The 17,918-nt window shown below is 43.2% G+C and carries 17 protein-coding genes; 8 read left to right on the forward strand and 9 right to left on the reverse strand.

Translation table 11 applies throughout. The features are described 5' to 3' along the window. Window positions 1-41: 41 nt before the first annotated feature. A complete protein-coding gene (locus L3V37_RS06755) occupies window positions 42-374 on the reverse strand; it encodes a helix-turn-helix transcriptional regulator (protein WP_005375470.1) in 333 nt (110 codons plus the stop codon). A 141-nt stretch (window positions 375-515) separates the two neighbouring features. Between L3V37_RS06755 and L3V37_RS06760 the strand changes: the two genes are divergently transcribed. The 3 genes from L3V37_RS06760 (at window position 516) to L3V37_RS06770 (ending at window position 3,288) form a co-directional block, all read left to right on the forward strand. Continuing rightward, window positions 516-827, forward strand: coding sequence for a hypothetical protein (locus L3V37_RS06760; RefSeq protein ID WP_237306044.1), 312 nt, complete (start codon window positions 516-518; stop codon window positions 825-827). 723 nt (window positions 828-1,550) lie between these two features. After that, complete coding sequence (locus L3V37_RS06765) at window positions 1,551-2,708, forward strand: aromatic amino acid transport family protein (RefSeq protein WP_237306045.1); 1,158 nt, start codon at window positions 1,551-1,553, stop codon at window positions 2,706-2,708. Between the two features lie 232 nt (window positions 2,709-2,940). Further along, on the forward strand, window positions 2,941-3,288 hold the full coding sequence (locus tag L3V37_RS06770; RefSeq protein ID WP_017821612.1) for a hypothetical protein: 348 nt from the start codon (window positions 2,941-2,943) through the stop codon (window positions 3,286-3,288). 144 nt (window positions 3,289-3,432) lie between these two features. On the opposite strand, the gene L3V37_RS06775 is transcribed toward L3V37_RS06770, so the two are convergent. The 4 genes from L3V37_RS06775 to L3V37_RS06790 form a co-directional block, all read right to left on the reverse strand. Next, on the reverse strand, window positions 3,433-5,304 hold the full coding sequence (locus tag L3V37_RS06775) for a methyl-accepting chemotaxis protein (RefSeq protein WP_017821611.1): 1,872 nt from the start codon (window positions 5,302-5,304) through the stop codon (window positions 3,433-3,435). Between the two features lie 436 nt (window positions 5,305-5,740). Then, on the reverse strand, window positions 5,741-7,105 hold the full coding sequence (locus L3V37_RS06780) for a YjiH family protein (RefSeq protein WP_017635848.1): 1,365 nt from the start codon (window positions 7,103-7,105) through the stop codon (window positions 5,741-5,743). A 455-nt stretch (window positions 7,106-7,560) separates the two neighbouring features. Next, entirely contained in the window at window positions 7,561-8,232 is a 672-nt protein-coding gene (locus tag L3V37_RS06785; protein WP_005375484.1) for a YoaK family protein, read from the reverse strand. 153 nt (window positions 8,233-8,385) lie between these two features. Next, on the reverse strand, window positions 8,386-8,787 hold the full coding sequence (locus tag L3V37_RS06790) for a GFA family protein (RefSeq protein ID WP_237306046.1): 402 nt from the start codon (window positions 8,785-8,787) through the stop codon (window positions 8,386-8,388). 200 nt (window positions 8,788-8,987) lie between these two features. On the opposite strand from L3V37_RS06790, the gene L3V37_RS06795 reads away from it, so the two are divergent. Then, complete coding sequence (locus L3V37_RS06795; RefSeq protein ID WP_130545860.1) at window positions 8,988-9,617, forward strand: hypothetical protein; 630 nt, start codon at window positions 8,988-8,990, stop codon at window positions 9,615-9,617. Between the two features lie 124 nt (window positions 9,618-9,741). Next, a complete protein-coding gene (locus L3V37_RS06800; protein WP_025768471.1) occupies window positions 9,742-11,025 on the forward strand; it encodes a peptidoglycan DD-metalloendopeptidase family protein in 1,284 nt (427 codons plus the stop codon). 106 nt (window positions 11,026-11,131) lie between these two features. On the opposite strand, the gene L3V37_RS06805 is transcribed toward L3V37_RS06800, so the two are convergent. After that, window positions 11,132-12,952: a bifunctional diguanylate cyclase/phosphodiesterase gene (locus L3V37_RS06805; protein ID WP_005375494.1), complete on the reverse strand. Its 1,821-nt coding sequence runs from the start codon at window positions 12,950-12,952 to the stop codon at window positions 11,132-11,134. Between the two features lie 183 nt (window positions 12,953-13,135). Further along, entirely contained in the window at window positions 13,136-14,023 is an 888-nt protein-coding gene (locus L3V37_RS06810) for a LysR family transcriptional regulator (protein WP_017635852.1), read from the reverse strand. Window positions 14,024-14,128: 105 nt separating this feature from the next. Here L3V37_RS06810 and L3V37_RS06815 point away from each other — a divergent pair, with 105 nt between their 5' ends. The 3 genes from L3V37_RS06815 (at window position 14,129) to L3V37_RS24175 (ending at window position 16,114) form a co-directional block, all read left to right on the forward strand. After that, complete coding sequence (locus L3V37_RS06815; protein WP_237306047.1) at window positions 14,129-15,322, forward strand: multidrug effflux MFS transporter; 1,194 nt, start codon at window positions 14,129-14,131, stop codon at window positions 15,320-15,322. A 176-nt stretch (window positions 15,323-15,498) separates the two neighbouring features. Further along, window positions 15,499-15,846: a hypothetical protein gene (locus tag L3V37_RS06820; protein WP_005375501.1), complete on the forward strand. Its 348-nt coding sequence runs from the start codon at window positions 15,499-15,501 to the stop codon at window positions 15,844-15,846. A 133-nt stretch (window positions 15,847-15,979) separates the two neighbouring features. Continuing rightward, entirely contained in the window at window positions 15,980-16,114 is a 135-nt protein-coding gene (locus L3V37_RS24175) for a hypothetical protein (RefSeq protein ID WP_017635854.1), read from the forward strand. Between the two features lie 127 nt (window positions 16,115-16,241). Here L3V37_RS24175 and L3V37_RS06825 read toward each other — a convergent pair whose 3' ends face one another. After that, window positions 16,242-16,856 carry a glutaredoxin gene (locus L3V37_RS06825; RefSeq protein ID WP_237306048.1) on the reverse strand — a complete coding sequence of 205 codons (615 nt, stop codon included), beginning with the start codon at window positions 16,854-16,856 and terminating at the stop codon, window positions 16,242-16,244. A gap of 43 nt (window positions 16,857-16,899) precedes the next feature. Beyond that, window positions 16,900-17,757 (reverse strand): DMT family transporter, encoded by an 858-nt coding sequence (locus tag L3V37_RS06830; RefSeq protein WP_005375542.1) that lies wholly within the window; start codon window positions 17,755-17,757, stop codon window positions 16,900-16,902. Window positions 17,758-17,918: the final 161 nt, after the last annotated feature.

Here is a 17,918-nt window from a genome sequence, read left to right on the forward strand (position 1 = left end):
CGCTCAACAGGGCATTCATCGTTTGGGTATGAGTAATGTCGTTAATCACCTTTCTTGTTCTTTTGTTCAAGGATTAACGATAACAGGCGAACTAGCAGGGACTGAGCTTCCGGTGAGAGCAATCGCGCCACGGCCGTTAAGTCATTTGCTGTGACATGCTGAACATCACGTACATCTAAAGCAATATCTAGGTCAGTCAAATGAAGCGAACGCAATATGGCACGATATTGTGAGAGTTTAAGATCGGACTCTCCGCGCTCGATCCTTTGATATGTTTTTACGCTCATTCCAGCGATGTTTGCCATTTGCTCACGGGAGAGGCCATTCGATTTTCGTCTTGCGATCAGTGCTTGAATTATAGGGTCTACCTGCATGTGCTCTCCTGAAAGGACAGTTTTGACCTAAACGGAGCAAGAAGTGGACCAGTTTAACCACCACATATTTACCTGCTTTGCAATCAGTATAAAAATAACTGTCTTATAAAAACGTAAATATTTTAGTCAGTTATTAACTCAATGGAAAAGTATCAATCATACAAATCAATAGAAACGAAAGCTTCTGTTCGCAAAATGCAACGCATTTTAGATCATTTATTTAGTGAAATTGATCAGCAACATCGTGAGACTAAAGAGAATGTTGTGACACTGATTCAACAGTCACAACAGCGATTGATGAACTACAAAGAGCTTTACCTTCACAAAGAATCGATAAGTGAAGTAGAGCTGCGGATGGCGCATGAAAATATGAGTGAGACTGAGAAGCAGGTCGCCGATATGGGTATTCCAGAGTTAACTTATATCATTGGCGCGCTAGATAAAGCGTATTAACACAGTCGTAACGTCGGGCGATACAAGATTTACGCAATTTCGATCAATTGATGACATCTAAAAGAAAGGATGCAAATGCTGGGGAACCACACCCAGCATTCGGACACTCATTTACCTATATTTTCGAACCGTAAATCAGTGTTTAGAGGTATGTGAACCGAACAGTGTCGGTACGCAGCGAATAATAGCGATATTGTCCGATCCAGGCTACGCCCTTGGAATCTAACACCTTCACTTAAACTGTAAATTAATCTGTACACCCAGCCAAATTGAGCCATTGAGCACGTTCTTCCTTCTCTTTAAGCGATAAAAGACTAATTAGTGACGAAAAAAACAACACATCTTAGGTAAAAGATAAGAGTTGTTAAAATATATCGCTATAAGATTGACCTTTTGCTTTTCAATCGTCCTGCTTATGTCTTACAATCTTTTCGAACCAAATCCATTCATAACGAATGGGGTTGATGAATTAAGATGAACAATTTTGCTTCGAACCCAAAGTTGCGCACATTTCATCAACGATGACATCGCCAAAAACGACTCTCAAGTGTTCATGTGCAAATGATTAACCACCTTTTGTTGCATGTTTTCTTAGCCATACAGGGCTCTTGTAACATAGTGCTCTTGTAACCAAATTTTGACTAAGTCGGAGCGTTTTGTTGTGTGCTTTAGATAAAGCACAACTGGCGAGAAATTAACGGATTGAATTTAGAGGTATTAACCGTGAACCTAAAACTTGTTGGCAGCTCCCTGATCGTTGCAGGTACTGCTCTTGGCGCTGGTATGCTTGCTATACCAATGGTGCTTGCTCAATTTGGCCTCCTTTGGGGCACTCTTCTTATGTTGTTCATCTGGGCTGGAACGACTTATGCTGCGCTGCTCCTTCTTGAAGCCAGTTGCAAAGTAGGTGGTGGTGTGAGCATGAATGCAATTGCTCGCGAAACGCTTGGTAAAGGAGGCCAGTTGGTAACCAACAGCTTGCTTTACGCCCTGTTAGTTTGTCTATTAATGGCTTACATCATTGGTGCGGGTGATCTCGTACAAAAAGTAACAGCCTCAATTGGGCTTCCAACATCTACGATCTCAAGCCAAGTCGGTTTTACTCTTTTAGTTGGTATCATTGTTTCGGCAGGTACAGGGGTAGTAGATAAGCTGAATCGCGGTTTGTTCCTAGGCATGATCGTAGCGCTGATCCTGACACTTTTTGCGCTTGCACCAAGCGTCTCGTTTGAAGGACTTAATGAGGTTGTGAGCGACGATAAAATGGCACTTATCAAAACCAGTTCGGTGCTTTTCACCAGTTTCGGTTTTATGGTCGTGATCCCATCGCTTGTAACTTACAACAAAGAAGCGAGTAAAACACAGCTGCGTAATATGATTATCGTGGGCTCAACTATTCCGCTTGTTTGTTACCTATTATGGTTGTTAGCGGTTGTCGGCAACCTACCACCTCATGAGCTTGTTCAATACTCCAACGTAACAGAGTTGATCTCGGTACTAGGTCAGCAATACGAGGGCTTAGAGTTCATCCTATCCATGTTTACTGGTTTGGCACTACTAACGTCGTTCTTAGGTGTTGCAATGGCGCTATACGATCAAAATGCAGACCTACTGAAAGCAAGTAAGCCAGTGATTTTTGTTACTACTTTTGTGCTACCACTATTAGGTGCTGTATTTGCGCCAGAACACTTCCTAGCTATTCTCAGCTACGCGGGGATTATTCTCGTGTTTCTCGCGGTCTTTGTTCCATTATCAATGACCATGAAAGTGCGCCGAGTGCCGGTAGAAGATGACAATATTTATGAAGCTGGTGGCGGCGCAATGGGAATGAGCATGATCTTCCTATTCGGCTGTTTCTTGCTGTTTGCCCAAGCAGTATAAAATCACGCTAGCTTATTTAAAAACTGAGCCGCTCGTAGTCAAACGGGCGGCTTTTTTGTATTCATAGCCGAACCCAGGCCACTCGAAGTCATCAGCATTTGTGATGTTTGACGTTTCTCTGATAATCACGGTTAGCGCTGACTTTTTAGTAAAACTCCTTAGCGAAAGGCTGACATGTACAGTGATTCACCCTTCTATTATATCGATGTTGATATGAATAAGAGGCTCTGTTGTGTCAAAGCAATTATCTTTTGCCATGGTTGGCGTTATGTTGTCTTTAGGTGTGTTGAGTACAGAAGCGGTGGCTGACCCGAAGCATAAGCATGGACATCGGTACGATCACCATCATGCGCATCACCACCATCATAAACACAAGCGCAAGCACAAGCATAAACATAAACACAAACATCGTGACGTTATTTATGTGGAGACCAGACGACCAAGGCGCAGTTACTATTACCATGACCGAATTCCTCGGAATAGTACCTACATAAAGATTGGAGATTTCACTTATCTAAAAGTGGACGACCGTTATTATCGCCGTTCTAATGATCGCTATATCCATGTCGAGTTCAATTAAACTTGAAAGGGCACATAGTCGGCGTTCTTGTAATGTTGAGCTTAATAGCAACAACATGGCACATGTAACATCGACCAATACTAGGGTAGAGGGTTAAAAACAAAAACAGCGAGCCGGTGCTCGCTGTTTTTGCTGAGATGAGTGTTAGACAGTAAATCTATTTAAGATTTGATCTTGTTTATGTACATCTTCTTGTTGCGCCTGCATCGCGTCGTTGGTTCGATTTGCCGATTCGGCGACTTGAGTCGATAGGTCTTTAATATTCACCGTATTGTTGTTGATCTCTTCAGCGACAAGGCTTTGCTCTTCCGCTGCTGAGGCAATTTGCAAGTTCATATCGGAAATACGCTGAATCGCGTCACGAATGCGTTGTAACGCACTATTTGCTAAACCCGCTTTTTCAACGGCCTCTATAGCACTACCTTTGCTTTGATGCATGGCATTTGCCACAGATGAAGCGCCAGATTGTAGTTGCTCAATCATAGTACGAATCTCTGTTGTCGACTCTTGAGTACGTTGTGCCAGTGTACGTACTTCATCTGCAACAACGGCGAAGCCTCGGCCAGATTCTCCCGCACGCGCAGCCTCGATTGCGGCATTCAACGCGAGTAAGTTCGTTTGGTCCGCAATATCGTTGATGACTTTTAGAATCGTTTCGATATTGGCGGTAGCAGATTCCAACACTTGTACTTCTTCGACTGCAAGGTCAATGCTATCGGAAAGCATGTTTATCGTTTGTGTAGATTCACCAACGATAGAAGACCCCTCAACCGTTGCTTGGTCGGCTTCTTTGGCTGCACTTGCCGCACCTTGCGCATTATTAGCAACCTCTGTCGCGGTGACAGACATCTCATGCATCGCGGTAGCAAGTTGTTCTAGCTCTTGCAGCTGAGTGTGAATTGCGCCTGCCGAGTCTTTTGCGCCCTCAGCGGTGATTTGAGTTCCGTTTAAAATTTGATCAGAAATACGTTTCGACTCAATGATTTGCTGTTGTAAGTTCTCCATGAACGTATTGAAGTTTGTGGCAAGCTCAGAAAACTCTTGGTCAGTATCTGTTTCGAGGCGTTGTGTAAGGTCGCCTTTCCCTGATGCTACATCTTTAATCGCATTGTTTAGCGTGTCCAAAGGACGCATGAGAGTGCGAATCAACAGAGTTAGGGCGATAATAGATGCAATCACGGCAATGATTGAATAAATAATAGCGTTGTTACGAAGCTCTCCTACGGCAGAATAGGCAACAGCTTCATCGATCACCGAACCTACGTACCAGTTCTCGCCAGGAATGTGAGTCAGGTTAACCATGTAGCGGTTGCCATCAATCTCAACATGTTGTGCTGATTGCGTAAGTTCGATTTGCGGGAGGTAGCTACCGACTTTCTCGCCGTTGTACTTACTTTGAGGGTGAGCAATGGTTGTGCCATCAGCGGTGACCAAAAATAAGTAACCAGCATCAAACAGATTCACTTGGTTGACGAGATCAGAAAGAGTAGTTAATTCGAGGTCATAAAACATACCGGCTAAAAACTGACCATTTTCTTTTACTGGCGTACCAACAGAGATGATAACGTTTTTCGAAGACGCATCGACGTACGGATCGGTTACGACCAAATCGCCTTTGCTCTTAGCTGCAATAAACCAAGGACGCTGACGTGGGTCGTAGTCTGGACCCGCATCCCAGCCGTCGTCATTTTCAATCACAAAGCCATTACTTTCATAACCAAAACCGATGGCAAGGAAGCTGCTTTTTGGCGTGGGTCTTTCAAGTATGTTTTGAACATAGCTATGTGAACTGGGATCAAGCTCAATCACTTCAGTAATGGAGCGAGCGAGATCCTTCTTTGCATTCATTTCTGATTGCACAGTGTTACCAACACTGGTCAATATCTCGTTTACACTTGAGTCGATTTGCTCCTGAGTTTGGGAGCGGATGGTCATAACTTGTTGTGTCGACAATAACGACACGGTAATTAGCAGCAAAAATGAAGAGGCTGTGACAACCTTATGTCTGAATTTCATGAGCTTTCCTCTGATTCTCCCGGTTGGTTCCACTTTGCTTTCGCCTCTTTTAAACCGAGCGAATTGGGCATAAAGAGAAACCTATTGTGTTTGGTTATATTTTTATCGACATCTTTGTCAAAAACATGAACTCATTTGTCGTCTTTTTTAACTAAATTTAAACAAACCGACAATTTACGTTAAAACTTGTGAGTGTGATCATGTTTGCGAGCTCAATTAATGAAATCGTCATAATGAAAAGAATTGCTTAACAAATAGTGGCATTAACTGGCTTTACAGGTGAGGTGATGAAAATTTTGTTGGTGCTGACAGGTGTTTTGTTGAAGTTTTGTCTTTGTAAATTATGAGCTTTTTACTAAAAGCATAATGTGGACGGAATTTTAGGTATAAAAAAGGCCCCGACGATGCGGAGCCTTTGTTAATTGACGTCTCGATTTTAGAAAATAAGATGAGCAACGCCAGCAATCACAGGTAACGTGATTAACGTACGTAAAATGAAAATTACGAAGAGCTCTACAATGTTTACTGGAATTTTGCTGCCTAACAGTAGGGCACCTACTTCCGACATGTAGATAAGCTGAGTTACTGACATTGCTGCAATAACAAAACGTGTCATTTCGTTATCGATTGAGGCCGCTAAAATTGCTGGAATAAACATATCTGCAAAGCCAACAACGATTGTCTGTGATGCTGCAACAGCTTCAGGGACTTGCAGTAGCTCTAGGTATGGGATAAACGGTTGACCCAGAATTGCAAATACAGGCGTGTATTCTGCAATCACCAATGCGACGGTACCAAGACCCATAACTACAGGTAGTACGCCAAATACCATGTCGACTGCGTTGTGTACGCCTTCTTTAAATACAGACTGAACCGATGTGACTTGACCAGCACGCTTAAGAGCTAGATCCATACCCCAAGAGAATGTGGTGTGGCCTTCTGGCACTGCATCTGCGTCTTTATCTGGGTTGCTGCCGTCAATGTAGCGATCTTTCTTCAGACTAAGCGGAGGCAGGCGAGGAATGATAATCGCAGCTACGATACCAGCTAGACAGATAGCGCCGTAGAAAGGCAAAAATAAGTGCTCTAGTTTTACCTGAGCGATAACAACTAAGCTAAACGTGATCGATACTGCTGAGAAAGTGGTCCCGACAACAGCCGCTTCACGCTGAGTATAAAACTTATTTTCGTATTGCTTGCTGGTTAGCAAGATACCAACACTTCCGTCGCCTAACCAAGATGCCATACAGTCAATTGCACTGCGGCCAGGTAGGTTGAATACCGGACGCATTATTTTACTGAGTAACGCACCAAATAGCTCCAGAAGACCGAAGTTCAAAAGAAGCGGAAGCAGTAAACCCGCGAAAATGAAAACGGCAAACAGAGTAGGTAGAAGACCAGTAAGAACAAGCCCGCCAGTGTTCTCTTCCCAAATTGCTTTTGGACCCACTTGGAAGAACGTCATTAACACGGCAGCGCCGCCGATTAAACGAACAACGAGCCAAAGTGGAGATGGGTTGAAGAGACCGTTTAAAAAACCATTACGTAAAATTGCAGCTGGCTTAAAAATTTTGCAAAGAACAGAAGCAACGGCCATGAAAGCGATGATACTGGTGACGATAGCAATCAAGGTATCGCCTAACACCGCTGGGATGACTTTTGCCATCACGGCAACGGGAATGGTTAGGCCGCCATCGTAAGAGATCGGAGCCATAAAGAGTAGAAGACCAATTAGGGAAGGGATGAAAAACATCCAAAAGTTGCCCTTAGGAGCTTCAGTAGCATTAGTGGTGTTATGCATAGTTGTCTCGTGTTACTACTAGTCAATACTTGCCATTTCCATGACATAAATATTCACTAAACATCCGTATTTAATCACAGTTTTGCGGAGGGTACCCGCAAACTGCATCCATTGCAATACTATTCATTAAATACATCTAGTTATTCAGCCGATTTGTCGGGTAATTGGTCAAATAACGTCTAAGTGTATGCGAATATGTTGCTTGTGTTAGAAAATTGTAGCACGAGAGGCGAATTGCGCAGTGAATTATGGGGCGCATTGTGACTGGAATAATAAAATGGTAAACAAATGTGATTTTGATCTAACTAACTTCTTTGCCAGAAATTCAGTTAGCCTTATCTATTCTAAGGTTTTTAGTGGTGTCAAAATACCGTTCAGCGTTTCTTGTACCGTTGCAGTGTGAACCTATTGAGCCAAATCCGATTGAAGCATGTCGCTTCAATCGGATCGAAATTTTATGCTTTTTGTTGACGGCTAAGTATGTATAGGTAACTCCAGTAAATCAGAGCTGTCGAAAAAGCCAATATTGCTGGGAAAACCAGCGTATATAAACCATATACCGTAAATAGAGCCGCTCCCGCGACGCCGCCAAACAAAAAGCCAAAGAAAATGAATAGGAATAATTTTGCTTTACGTCGGTCAAATTGACGACCTCTCAAGCTCTCTCCAATCATAATCCCTAGATCGGTGATGATTCCGGTCATATGTGTGGTTCTGACTACTGCGCCGCTAAACGTGGTGATCATTGCGTTTTGTAATCCACATGCTGCTGATGCTAGATATTGGCCGTACAAATCCCCTTGCACCAAAAAGCCCAAGCTGAGTAAGAGCAAGCTTCCTTCTATGCACAGTGCAACACCATATCTTCGTCCTAGCTTTAACGCACTGCTTTCAATAAAAAAGCCGCTAAAGGCAGCGCCAATCAAAAAGCTAAATACGATGAAGAGCAGGTGAATGGAGCTATCCACACCTGTTAGCAAGCTGTTCCCTAGCTGAGTTACGGTTCCCGAAAGATGAGTTATCGCTTGGTGTTGAAAGCCGAGAAGACCAACGGCGTTGACGCAGCCCGCGAGAAGAGCTAGTAGAAACGCGCCATATTCCACCCAACGAGGAAGTCTGGAAATCACAATAAACCCCAACCAAATATTAGGAGCCGATTATAACGCTCACACCGAGTTACGAAACCCTTTACAGTAAAACTCGATTGATCATTCTCAAAAAAATCTCACTTATAGGGCGGTTGTCCGAGCCAAAGTAAATACGTGAACGCGGATTGCTCGCTAGCAGATGTGTTCCGTTGTGCATTCGAAACTCACCCACCCGTGTTTCATTTGTTCATAGACTGAAACGGTAGGTTGGTGGAACTCTTTATCGGTAAATAGACCGACGGGAATGATTATGATTTCTGGGTATGCAGAAACAAACAACCTCATTGTCGTGCCGCAGGATGGACAAAAGTCATACTGAACCTCACTGCTATCATCGCCAATTCGGGTATAGCTAGTGACTTCACCGTTTAAAGTGACGTGCTCTTTTTCAAAGCGAGCTTGTACCCCAAAAACACTGCCAGTTCGTTTTTGGCATTCGAAGCAATGACGGACAGACGTGTGGGTGGGCTCTCCCTTACAACGGATCTCAACTAAACCGCAGGCGCACTCGCATGTATGAATGGTTTTTGTCATCGTGATTACCTATTTGTCCCAACACACCAATAGACCTAGAGCACAGAGCTTATGTCACTGGCTCGTTATGAGCTCTGGACTTGAAACTATTTGGATACAATCAGTTTAGTTTAATTTTGAAACACTTGAAGAGGTGAAATCATTTGGGTAGACAATGGTATACTCGCTTTTCGTTTATACCTTTAAACAAGGAAGTCTTCATGACTCACAAAAAAATCCTGCCGATACCACTTATTCTACTTATTCCAATCGTTTTATTAGTTGTGGTTGTGATCGCAGGTGTTTATCGTTTTAGTTTGTCTGATGACGAGATCATGGCTAAGTTTCCTCAAACAGAAGTAGAAACGAACGTTATTGTGCAAGAGACGCTTGGCATCACTGCACGTAACCCTTGGACGATCCAAGTACCCGAGCAGGGTGCGGTCACTTTTCTTGATGAGTGGGATAAAGAAAACGGCTATTTGATCGGTGACTATGATGCAGGTGCGACAAAAGGTCAGGTACTTGTTCCAACTGCGTCGATTAGTCAGCGTGAGATTGAAGGTGTTTCATGGGTTGTTGCACCGATGATTGTAACGACACAAGGTAGCGGTTCGTTTAACTATGTTGGCTTGTTCAAGTTTGACCCCGTGCCGAGCCGAGTTGTACTTTTAGACAGTATTTTTGTTGGTGACCGCGTGAAATTTACTCAGCTCGAATGGAAAAGTGATACAACTATCACGCTTTCATATTTAGCGCACGGTGACGATCAAGCAATGGCAGACAAGCCAAATCAATTCAATTCATCCACATTACAGCGTGTAGGGAACAACTTACATATGCAACAGTGATGAATTTTTTTTGAGTTCTGTAAAAATTCAGTATTTTCTGCGCTAGATCTCGAAATTTCCTAGTGATTTCTTATTCGGGAATGCATAAGCTATGAGCCTTGTTTGAAAGGAGATAGTAATTCCCGTGTCTACAAATGAAATTACAAGACGGTTGCCGAATCTGACAAGTCGTAGAGCGCTGCTGTTATACTCCTTGCCAGTTTTAGTTGCGATTGGTGTTTCTCACTCTCTCAAAGAGTCATCTTTAACCAAAACCATCGCATTGAACCTACCTGAATCTCAGGTCGTTGAAAAAATTCTTGATGCGACAACTGCCGAAGTTGTCACTCCCCCGAACTTCGAATATCAAATCCAAGCAGGTGACAACCTAAGCACTATTTTTAGTCAGCTCGGTTTCGGTTACAGCTCGTTAATGAAAGTAATGGAAACGGATTTGAACTACTTGGCACTTGATACACTTAAGCCGGGCAATACGCTCCGTTTCTGGCGTGATGATGCGACAGGCGAGTTAGCGAAAATGGAACTGCAATTTTCTATTGCAGATAAAGTGGTCTACAAGCTGAATAGTGATGGTAGCTATGACTTTACTGATATTTCCATTCCTGGCGTGTGGAGCCAAGAACCTTTAGTTGGCGTTATTCAAGGCAGTTTTTCTTCTTCTGCGAGTCGTTTAGGTTTAACGTCGGCGGAAGTGAGTCAAGTCGTAAGCTTACTCAAAGAACAACTTAACTTTGGACGTGATCTTCGTGCAGGTGATCGATTTGAAGTTGTTCGCCGCTCACAAAGCATCAATGGTGTACCAACAGGTAAGAACGAAATTGAGGCGATTAAGATTTATAATCGCGGCCGCGAGATCACCGCTTACCTTCATACTGATGGTCAATTCTACAATGCCAAAGGTGAAAGCTTACAGCGCGCATTCCAGCGTTACCCTGTAAGTAGTCGTTGGCGTATCAGTTCTGGCTTCAACCCTAATCGTTTACATCCAGTAACGGGGCGTGTTGCGCCGCACAACGGCACTGACTTTGCTGTACCAACCGGTACACCAGTCGTTTCTACTGGTGATGGTACAGTGATCATGACTCGTAAACACCCATATGCGGGTAACTACGTGGTTGTTGAGCACGGCAGCAAATACAAAACCCGTTACTTACACCTAAGTAAGATTTTGGTGAAGAAAGGGCAAAAGGTTTCTCGAGGCCAGCGTATCGGTCTTTCTGGTAAAACAGGTCGAGTGACTGGGCCACACCTTCACTATGAGTTGATTGAATACGGCCGTCCAGTTAACGCTATGCGAGCAAATATCCCAATGGCGAGTTCTGTTCCTAAGAAAGAGATGGCTACTTTTGTCGCGAACAGAGATGAAATGGATAGACTATTACGCGATAAAGAGAAAGCAGTGCTGTAATAAAGTACTTCGCTTAAAAAACAAAAAGAGACTAAGCATAGCTTGGTCTCTTTTACTTTGTGCATTAACTAGATTTGAATTCTATGACAGCAGTCTGTTCAGTACGTTAGGCACTCCGCACTTCACGTTCATTTATCAGGTGTACGATTTCTTCAACACTGTGTGGACGAGAGTAAAAGTAACCTTGGATGTAGTGGCAGCCCATTTCAATTAACTTTTGTAGTGCTCTATCGTCTTCTACGCCTTCGGCAATCAAATCCACATCAAGCAGCTCTGCCAATTGCGCTATCAAAAACACTACTTGTTCAGAGGTTGTATTTGAGAGCATGTTCTGCACAAAGGTAGCATCGATTTTGATGCTATCAATCGGATAATTGTGTATATAGTTCAAGCTTGAGTATCCCGTACCAAAATCATCCAGTGCGACTTTAAAACCCAAGTATCGCAACGAGTTAAGTACCATCTGTTCACGGCCACTTTGTGAGAGTAAGACGGTCTCGGTGAGCTCTATAACAAAGTCTTTTGCTTCGTGCTGATACTTTTCAACCATGTTGGTTAAGTGATTAATATAACGGTTGGAATCAACCAGCTCATACGCTGAGCAATTGATGGAGAGTTTGACTTTATAGCCTAGGTTCGCTTCGAGTTCTTGCTTTGCGATACACGCGAGTTCAATAATCCGTTCACCTAACTCGATAATCAGGCCTGATTGTTCGGCAGCTTCAATGAACTCCGCTGGAGAGATATTTCCATAGATATTGCTATTCCAACGAGTCAAAATTTCAAAGTAATTCCAGCGGTCGCTCGTGATATCGACGATCGGTTGAACCACTACATACAACTCATCGCTGTCTTGTATATCAGTACTTAGCTGGATTCGCATTGCCTCAATAAGCTGCGTCCTACGGTGGTATAACGCACTAAGGTGTGTGTCGTAATGCTGAATCCGTGTATCGCGGTGTTTTTTACAATCTTTGAGAGCGAGACTGGCATTCAAAATCAGCTCATCGCTGTTCAACATATGTACTGGGGCACGTGCAATACCAATACTAACGGTGAAAGAAATCCGGTTAGATTTGTCGCTGTAGCCGCTTTCAATTTTGTCGAGTACTTCCTGACACACGGCGACAGGATCTTCGTCGTACGTGATGAAGGCGAATTCATCTCCTGCAACACGGAACGCATTGTTTGGCGACGACAAGCTCTGTTGAATGGCGTTAGCTGTGAACTTAATGATTTGGTCGCCGATATAGTTTCCGTTGATATCATTGATCGATTTGAAATTATCGATATCAAGATACGCCAAACTGAATGGGCGAGTCGCCTGCTGCGTTAATGTCTCCAAGGTATCAGCTAAACAGCTACGGTTGAGCAGTCCAGTTAGGTTATCATGCGATACCTCATAGCTAAGCTGATTAAGAAGCTTATCTGAACGTTCACTGACCCACTTTTCACGTAAGCTATGAATAATGACATTGGCATAAAATCGGTGGAAGTCGAGGATATCTTGCGCTTCTTTCGCGTGGATGCTTCGGGTAAAGGTAGACAGTAAAATTCCCAGAACTTCGCCATTTTGTGTCTTCAATGGCAGGCCAATGTAAGCTTGAATGCCATCTTCTTGAAACATCTGATCTTCAGGAAAACGCTTGTATACCTGGTCTTGATAGAAAATATGTTCGCCAATGTCTTTCGCCACTTTTTCACAGGGGGTGCCTGAAAGGTGGTAGCTTAGGTTGTCTGTAATTTTTCCATTGCTGGCGAAGGAAATGGTATGAGCCGAATGCTGAAGATGCGCAACTTCTACAACGCAAGTGCAATGGCTCTGCAAGTGTTGATGAATATCTAGCGTGACTCGGTTTAGCTGAGCCGTGCCGTTTAGCTTCAATATCTCATCAATTTTGTGGAAACTGATTTGTACCTGACCCATTGAGCATTTCACCTAGCGTTGTTATTAACATATCGTGTAAGACACGACGAATTATTATTTGATATGCATCAAATAAACTATCGGTTACTAAGGCAGATTTTTCAAATTTTGTGAACGAACAAATCATTATTTTCATGTTTTTATGCTTGAACCTTTTAAAGGTATAGCGATAAAAACGCTAAGCTAGGCGCGCTTCTCCTCTTCTAATCGTGATTTGAGATAATCGAGGAATAGCTTAGTTCGGGTATGCTGATAATCCAGCTTTGGATAGTAGGCATATACAGTGGCTTTATCCGCTGTGATATCGGGCAGGATAGGGACTAACGCGCCGGATTTTAGATCATCTTTGATCATGACGTTATTCGTCATCAGAATACCCATGCCTCTTTTGGCACCATGAAACAGCGCTTCTGGGTTAGTCGTGGCAAAGTTACCGGACAAGCTGATACGCTTACCTCGATTTGTTTTGATTTCTCGTGAGGGCTTTTCACCCCAAATCAGGACATTATGCTCTGTCAGATCCTCAACGCATTGCGGTGTTCCATATTTTTTTAGGTAACTAGGCGCGGCGTAAAACTGTGCTTTATGTTCGAAAAGCGCAGTGGCTTTGAAACTCAGAGAGTTCAGTTGCTCTAATTCCCGGCTAATAAACAGGTCTAAGCTTAGCTCTGGCAATTGGCCTGGTAGCGTTGTTGTTAATTGAAGTGTGATGTCTGGATATTTCTCAAGAAAATCATCAAGATAATGAACTAGAAACTTGGAGCCAACGGCCAGCGTTGCCCCAATTTTTAATAGCCCTGCTGGTGATTGGTTGACTGAGCGAGTCTCATCTAATACCGATTGCCATGAATCAAGCTGACTTTTTGCTCGTTGATAAAACAGAGCACCAGCTTCAGTTTGGCTAATTGAGCGGGTCGTACGTTTGAGTAGTTGAACGCCAATTTTATCTTCTAGCCATTGAACTCGCTTACTGATAGCTGAGCTGGTGGTATTGAGTTTCCGCGCTGCTGCATTAAAGCTACCTTCTTCGACCACACGAATATAACTCTTCACGCTTTGAATCCAGTCCATTGTATCTCCTTGGGAATTAATTCCTTTCCAACTTAGCTGATTATCATCTTTGAGTATCAAATATACACTGTTTGCCATCAATCTGTCACAAAGTAGGAGGAACGTTTGCGTAAAACACCATTGTTATTAGCGATGATGATCATTGCCACAGGCCAAGTTGGCGTTAGTATTTATCTTCCTTCTTTGCCATTGATTGGTCATGACTTGAATTTGCCGCAACATTCGATTCAGAATCTCGTCACGCTATTTCTCGTTGGCTTCGGTATCTCTCAGCTTTTTTACGGCCCATTGTCTGATGCGATTGGTCGTCGGCCAGTGTTTATTCTGGGGCAAAGTGTATATCTAGTTGGTACGGTTATTTGCATCGCGTTTTCGGACAACATTGTTGCCCTTGAAGCGGGACGGTTACTGCAAGGCCTAGGAGCGGGCAGCGCTTCGGTACTTGGTCGGTCAGTACTGCGTGATAGTTATGACGGTATGCAATTAACCAAAGCGCTATCTTATATTTCAGTCACGGCATCTGTGATGCCAATTATTGCTCCGTTGTTTGGTGGCTGGATTGCTTTTCACCTGAGTTGGCATGCTGTCTTCGTGTTTGTGCTGATTTACTTAATGGCAATTTTTACACTTGGTTTATTGGTGCTGCCAGAAACGCTGCCTTATCCGAAGAGAAAATTTAAAGTAGGCGAAGTAAGCGCGAACTATTTGCGTCTGTTAACGAATACACAAGTGATTGGTAGTGCGAGCTACAACTGGCTTAGTTATTTATCGGCTCTGGTTACGCTTTCCTTGTATCCATTTTTAATGCAACAAGAGTTAGGATTAACGGCGGCAGATTACGGCTCTTTGATGATCATACCATCAGTTGGTTTGCTGACGGGTAGCTTAGTGCTGAATTTGATCAATGCTCGTTACAAAGCTCAGCAAATCTTGCTGATGAGTTTCGCGATTGTTGCTGTTGCTGGCTTCATGTTGTTGGTTACCCCCTTCAGTGTATTTTCATTGCTGACGGCATTCACGTGTTTAAGTTTTGCCCAAGGCATGTCATTCCCAGTATCGATCAGTTTGCTACTTTCGCCACATAAGCAACAGGCAGGCGCGGTTTCTGCGTTATCTGGCTCTATTCAAATGTGTTTAGCAGGTTTGTTTGGTGGGTACTTAGTAGACTCATGGGTTACGAATCAGCAGCAGCTTGGGGTGTTTTATTTGTTTATTGCGTTACTTTCTTGCTTTGTTCTTGTACTAAGCCAATTTCGTAACGTGCCAGAAGGGACGGTTCAAGCAGAAACTTCCGTCTGAATATACTTGCAACCAGAAGGTCGGCTTTCTAAAATGCGCAGCTAAATTAAGCTTGGTCTGTTGTGTATGCTGAATGACTTGGTTTGAAAGGAAGAGGGCGAACCTTGATACTTCTCTCAAGCTTGGAATACATTTCTGCCCAATGGCTATCCGATCTCTAATCGTTAGGTGAAAGAATGCAACAAAACGAATTTGAAACACTGGTAAAAGAAATTACTCAGCAAGAAAGCATGCCAAAGGCACTTGAAATCTTGAAGGCGTGTGAGGAAGAAGAAGTTGCACAAGCGGCGCAATCCCTAACGGGTCAGTTTGGCCTTGCAGAAGTTGATGGTGAGAAACGTATTTACCATATTACCACTCAAGAAGATGAGTCCGGAGAAGAGCAAGAATACGTAGAGCACGTCATGAATGAAGGCGATCACTTGATCAAGTTTGCTGCGTGGTTCTTTGAAACATTCTTTGAAATCAAACAGAAAGATACGTACGTCGCAGCGGGTAAAACATACCAACAACCTAAGCGATAGACGCTCATTTCAAGAAATCTACGAAAACTAAACTGAAAGTTAATTACAAAATAAATGTGACCGTAGTCTTGTTTTTATCTAATTGTGGTGTAAAATTACAACATAGTTAAGTCAATACATTCAGGAGAAGGTCATGGGTAACGAACTTGGTGGTGCTTATATTGGCCAGATGATTGCAAAAGACGCGATGCACAAAGCGCTTTACGGTAAAGCGAAGAAGAAAAAAGCTTCTGTTTTTGCTCGTGTTATTAAAAAACTGGCGAAATAATTTAAAAAGCCCTGATTGAAAAATCAGGGCTTTTTGCTTTTCTCTGTTTTGTTGTTAGTAAGTAGCCAACATATTGCACAACATTGGCAAAACGCTACTCAAAGATTGATGACATTTAAATCTAGAATTACGCGGATTGGCTTGGTATCTCCACAACATTGTTAGGCACTTTATCTAGCCCCTTTGCTGATAACCACTTTTCTAAATCGTCAGCGCCTCCAATATATTTTCCATCTAACCAGATTTGCGGCACTGTTACCGGTGTTTTTTCGCCAATGATGGCTTTTACTTCAGGAATCATGCGGTATAAGGCGGCGCTGTCTTTAACTACATCATGGTACTCATACTGAACGCCAGCCTCGTCAAGTAATTGTTTGGCTTTGACACAGTAAGGGCAAGTTGCTTTACCATAAACAATGTTGCCTTTTAGCTCATCGCGTTTTACCCACTCAGCAATAACAGACTGTACAAGCACACCCCGATTCAATGCTTCTCCTTGGCTGATAACTTTCCCTTCGACAAGAAGAATGGGTGCATGCCAAGCCCCCGCTTTTAATGGTTCCCACCAGTGCGATAACCAATCTTTTACTTCGAGTTCAACGGGCACATCGGCTAGTTCGTTTTCAAAAGTATCCTTTAAAATATCTTTGGTTAATGTACATTCACCACAAGGAATATTGACTTTGAATGGGCCCCAACGACCAGCCCAGCGATACAGTGTAATTTTGATTGGTTGACTCATATGGGTTCCTCATTTCCTTTCCTGAAAATATAGAACTTTTAAATTAGATTTTTCTTTCAACTAACTTTGTCTTTTTCGCTTCCCAATGCGTAATAAACGCAATAGATGCAATAATAATCGCAGCACCTAACCATAAACGACCAGGTGGCACCCAACCAAACACCAACCAACCAGCAACAACATTCAAAGGCAGTTTGGCGTGATCAAATGGTTGCACAAATGAGGCGTCTGCTACTGCATATGCTTTAACGATAGCCCATTGAGCGAGTGCTGTAAGTGCACCTGCGGCTAAAAGCACACCCCATATCGTCCACGTATCTGGCATAGTAAACGTCGGTATCGCTAACAAGATATTAAATGGCGTTATCAGCAGTAATAAATAGACAACCATGGTTGAAGGCGGATCGTTTACCGACATTTTTTTAACCATTAATGAATACGCTGCCCAGAAAAATGCGGCGCCAACAGGGAGCAGGGTCGCCCATGTAAATGAGTCTGCCCAAGGCTCAAGAATGATCATGGCACCAACAAACCCCGTCAATGTAGCGAGCCAGCGTGCAGTACCTACTTTCTCTTTGAGTAACAAGCCAGAACCAACTGTGGCAAATAACGGGGAGGTCATGAGAAGTGCAATACCTTGCCAAATTGGAACTGGGTAAGCGAGAGCCCATAACCAAAGTTGAATCCCGATAACAGAGAGAAAAATGCGGAATGCATGCCAGCCAAAGTGTTGGGTTCTTAAAGAACGTCTAATCCCAAGTGTACGTAGGTAGGGCAGAATAACAAATAAGGCGATTGCATATTGGAATAACGCAAATGTGGTGGAGGAGACACCAAAGTTGATGCTAGCAATTTGGGCGAAGCTGTTCACTATGGCGAATGCCAAGCCAGCTGTTAGCATCCAGGACGCACCTTGAACAGGATGATGATTCAATTGAAAAATTCCAGTTTGATAGAGGTGGCGGGATCATACGTCCTATTGTTTTTCGCGCCAATAAAAAAATGCCTCCCAGAGGGAGGCGACATTACCAATTCAAAGGACGTGCCTGTTATAACAGGTAC

The organism is Vibrio sp. D54, assembly GCF_021728075.1.
Lineage (GTDB): Bacteria > Pseudomonadota > Gammaproteobacteria > Enterobacterales > Vibrionaceae > Vibrio > Vibrio alginolyticus.